The following is a 3,991-nucleotide window of genomic DNA, read 5'->3' as shown; positions in this document are numbered from 1 at the left end:
CTGCTGGTGCCGGCACTGGTAGCACTCGCCGCAGGCGGGGACGAACGACAGCACGACCTGATCGCCGACGGCGACGGTGCTCACGCCCTCGCCGACCTCTTCGACGATGCCGGCGCCCTCGTGGCCCAGCACGATCGGCGTCGGCAGCGGGCGCACGCGCGAGCCGTCGAGCACGGACAGGTCGGAGTGGCACAGCCCGGTGGCGCCGACCCGGACCAGCAGCTCGCCCGGCCCCGGCGGGTCCAGCTCCAGGTCGACGACCTCCAGCGGCCCGCCGACCTCGCGCAGCAGCGCGCCCCGCGTCCTCACGGGACCACCAGCCCGGTCATCGCCGCCCGCAGCCCGTCCGGGATCGGCACCGGCCTGCGGGTGCCCCGGTCGGTGAACACGTGCACGAAGTGCCCCTGCGCCACCAGCTCGTCCGCCCCCTCGCGGTAGAAGCCGACCTCGTACCGGACGCTGGAGCTGCCGAGCTTGCCCACGCGCAACCCGGCGTCGAGCGCGTCGGGGAACGCGACGGCCGCCCGGTAGGAGCAGTGCGACTCGACGCACAGCCCGATCGCGGGGCCGCCGTGGATGTCCAGCCCGGCGCCGATCAGCCAGGTGTTGATCACCGTGTCCATGAACGCGTAGTGGACGACGTTGTTGACGTGCCCGTACACGTCGTTGTCGCCCCACCGGGTGGGGACCCGCTGCCAGTGCGGGTAGTGCTCGCGCAACGCCCTGCCACCTCCCGTGCGGTCGCCGATGGCCGCGGGCCCAGTCTGGCGGGCGGGGGCGCGGGCCGTGAAGGGCCGGGACGCGCCCCGCTCGACCGTTGGTGTGACGTGTTTCACAGCAGCGCCAATCACCGCCGCCGGTCACACCGAGTCAGCATTCCGATCCGATCAACCCGAAAACCGGCCACCAACTCGCCGGGCGCGGTGAACGGGACTCCCCGATGCTTTTACCGGAACCACACCACCTCGCCCACGGGGTGAAATCGCCGGCCGACCCCACCGCGCCAGGTCGAGCGCACCGTGCACACCCTCGCCCCAAGGAGTGAGCCACATCCCCACGAACGAGTTAAAACCACTCGACACGCCGCCCAACCAGCAGGTTCACCCAAAAAAGGCGAATCCACACCGCACAGACACCGTGAGTGCTCTCCGGAAACAGGAATAGCCCCAAGGACGGACCCCGCATCGGACCCTTCCCGCGCCCTTTCCCGCGCTCGACGCCCCTCACTACGGTCTATCCGGCCCTTCACGACGATTTCCCAGAATTAGGCGGTGTACCCGGTGTCTGTCACCGATCAGGGCGTGGAATCCGAGCGCCCTCAGCTGAGCCTCGGCACTGCGGCTGCCCGCAACCTCGCGACCACCACCAAGTCCGCCCCGCAGATGCAGAACATCACCTCGCGGTGGCTGCTGAAGGTCCTGCCGTGGGAGCAGGCGGCCGGTGGCGCGTTCCGGGTCAACCGCAGGCTCAGCTACGCGGTCGGCGACGGCAGGCTGACCTTCACCAACACCGGCGCCGCCGTGCAGGTCGTGCCGCAGGAGCTGTGCGAGCTGCCGCTGCTGCGCGGGTTCGAGGACGTGGCCGTGCTGGCCGCGCTCGCCTCCCGCTTCAAGCAGCGCGAGTTCGCCGCGGGCGAGGTCGTCGTGGAGCGCGGGCGCACCCAGGACGCCGTGCACCTAGTCGCGCACGGCCGGGTCAACAAGATCGGCGAGACCGAGTACGGCGACCAGACGGTGCTCGGCGTGCTCGCCGACGGCGACCACTTCGGCGGCCAGTGCCTGGCCGGTCCGCAGGGCGTCTGGGACTTCACCGTCAAGGCGATCACCCCGGTCACCATGCTGGTGCTGCCGTGGAGCGTGTTCGAGCAGCTCAACGGCGAGATGGGCGGCCTGCGGGCGCACATCCAGCGGATGGTGAACGCCGGTCGCCAGAAGCAGAACCAGCACGGCGAGGCCGAGATCGACATCGCCTCGGGCCACGAGGGCGAGGCCCCGCTCCCCGGCACGTTCGTGGACTACGAGCTGGCGCCGCGCGAGTACGAGCTGAGCGTCGCGCAGACCGTCCTCAACATCCACACCCGCGTCGCGGACCTCTACAACGAGCCGATGGACCAGGTCGAGCAGCAGCTGCGGCTCACCATCGAGGCGCTGCGCGAGCGCCAGGAGCACGAGCTGGTCAACAACCGCGACTTCGGCCTGCTGCACAACTCCGACCTCGGCCAGCGCATCCACACCCGCACCGGCCCGCCCACCCCGGACGACTTCGACGAGCTGCTGTCCCTGGTGTGGAAGCAGCCGACCGCGTTCCTGGCGCACCCCAAGGTGATCGCCGCGTTCGGCCGCGAGTGCACCCAGCGCGGGATCTACCCGCAGAACACCGACCTGAACGGGCACCTGGTCCCCGCGTGGCGCGGCGTGCCCGTGCTGCCCTGCAACAAGATCGGCATCAGCGACCAGCGCACCAGCTCGGTGATCCTGCTGCGCGCGGGCAAGGACAACCAGGGCGTGATCGGCCTGCACCAGACCGGCCTGCCCGACGAGTACCAGCCCGGCCTGAACGTGCGGTTCATGGGCATCAACGAGCGGGCGGTCATGTCGTACCTGGTCAGCACGTACTACTCCGCCGCGATCATGGTCCCCGACGCCGTCGGCGTGCTGGAGCACGTCGAGCTGGGCCGCGAGGACTGAGCAACCCGGTAGCACCGTCCCCACGACCAGATCGGAAGCACGCACGTGACAGCGATCGACCCCGCCCTGCCGCTCGACGAGATCGAGCGCACGCGCCAGAGCCTGGGCACCGCCGCCGCCCGCAACCTGGCCACCACGACCAAGTCCGCCCCGCAGATGCAGGCCATCTCGGCCCGCTGGCTGCTGCGCGAGCTGCCCTGGGTGCAGACCCAGGCGGGCACGTACCGGGTCAACCGCAGGCTCACCTACGCCGTCGGCGACGGGCGGATCACCTTCACCAGCACCGGTTCCGACATCCGCGTCATCCCGCAGGAGCTGCGCGAGGTGCCCGCGCTGCGCGCCTTCGAGGACGACGACGTGCTGACCGCGCTCGCGAACCGGTTCGTGCAGCGCGAGTTCACCCCCGGCGACGTGCTGGTGCAGCGAGGCGACCGCGCCGAGGAGCTCTTCCTCGTCGCGCACGGCAAGGTCGACAAGATCGGCGAGGGCGAGTACGGCAACCAGACCGTGCTCGACGTGCTCGCCGACGGCGACCACTTCGGCAACGGCGTCCTGACCGGCGAGACCGAGCGGTGGGGCTTCACCGCCAGGGCGGTCACGCCGGTGATCGCGCTGGTGCTGCCGTGGGAGACCGTGCAGCAGCTGCGCGACGAGAACAGCCCGCTGCGCGCGATCGTCCACTCGACCACGCGCACCAGGGGCCTGCCGCAGAACAAGCACGGCGAGGCGTCCATCGAGATCGCCTCGGGCCACGAGGGCGAGGCCCCGCTCCCCGGCACGTTCGTGGACTACGAGCTGGCGCCGCGCGAGTACGAGCTGAGCGTCGCGCAGACCGTGCTGCGGGTCCACAGCCGCGTCGCGGACCTCTACAACAAGCCGATGAACCAGACCGAGCAGCAGTTGCGGCTCACCGTCGAGGCCCTGCGCGAGCGGCAGGAGTTCGAGATGGTGAACAACCGCGACTTCGGCCTGCTGCACAACGCGGACCTCAAGCAGCGCATCCACACCCGGACCGGCCCGCCCACCCCGGACGACCTGGACGAGCTGCTCAGCCGCAGGCGCAAGACCGCGTTCATGCTGGCCCACCCGCGCGCGATCGCCGCCTTCGGGCGCGCGGCGACCAAGCGCGGCGTGTACCCCGGCGTGGAGAACCGCAACGGCACCATGGTGACCACCTGGCGCGGCGTGCCGCTGCTGCCGTGCGACAAGATCCCGGTCACCGACCAGGGCACCAGCTCGATCCTGGCGATGCGCGTGGGCGAGCAGGACAGCGGCGTGGTCGGCCTGCACCAGACCGGCATCCC

The 3,991-nt window shown here is 70.7% G+C and carries 4 protein-coding genes; 2 read left to right on the top strand and 2 right to left on the bottom strand.

Features of this window, described 5'->3' with window-relative positions; all coding sequences use genetic code 11:
* Together ACTUAL_RS25590 and ACTUAL_RS25585 are read right to left on the bottom strand one after the other, a co-directional pair.
* Positions 1 to 309 (bottom strand): alcohol dehydrogenase catalytic domain-containing protein (locus tag ACTUAL_RS25590; protein WP_440902038.1); only part of this gene is annotated, 309 nt, incomplete at its 3' end.
* Positions 306 to 719, bottom strand: coding sequence for an acyl-CoA thioesterase (locus ACTUAL_RS25585; protein ID WP_096495909.1), 414 nt, complete (start codon positions 717 to 719; stop codon positions 306 to 308). The genes ACTUAL_RS25590 and ACTUAL_RS25585, both read right to left, overlap by 4 nt.
* 561 nt (positions 720 to 1,280) lie before the next feature.
* Between ACTUAL_RS25585 and ACTUAL_RS25580 the strand changes: the two genes are divergently transcribed.
* A complete protein-coding gene (locus ACTUAL_RS25580) occupies positions 1,281 to 2,687 on the top strand; it encodes a family 2B encapsulin nanocompartment shell protein (RefSeq protein ID WP_440902039.1) in 1,407 nt (468 codons plus the stop codon).
* Between the two features lie 45 nt (positions 2,688 to 2,732).
* The coding region (locus ACTUAL_RS25575) for a family 2B encapsulin nanocompartment shell protein (protein ID WP_440902037.1) at positions 2,733 to 3,991 on the top strand (1,259 nt) is incomplete at its 3' end.

Source organism: Actinosynnema sp. (assembly GCF_052038725.1).
The sequence above is the reverse complement of the archived record's forward strand: the minus strand, read 5'-3'. Positions and strand labels throughout refer to the sequence as shown.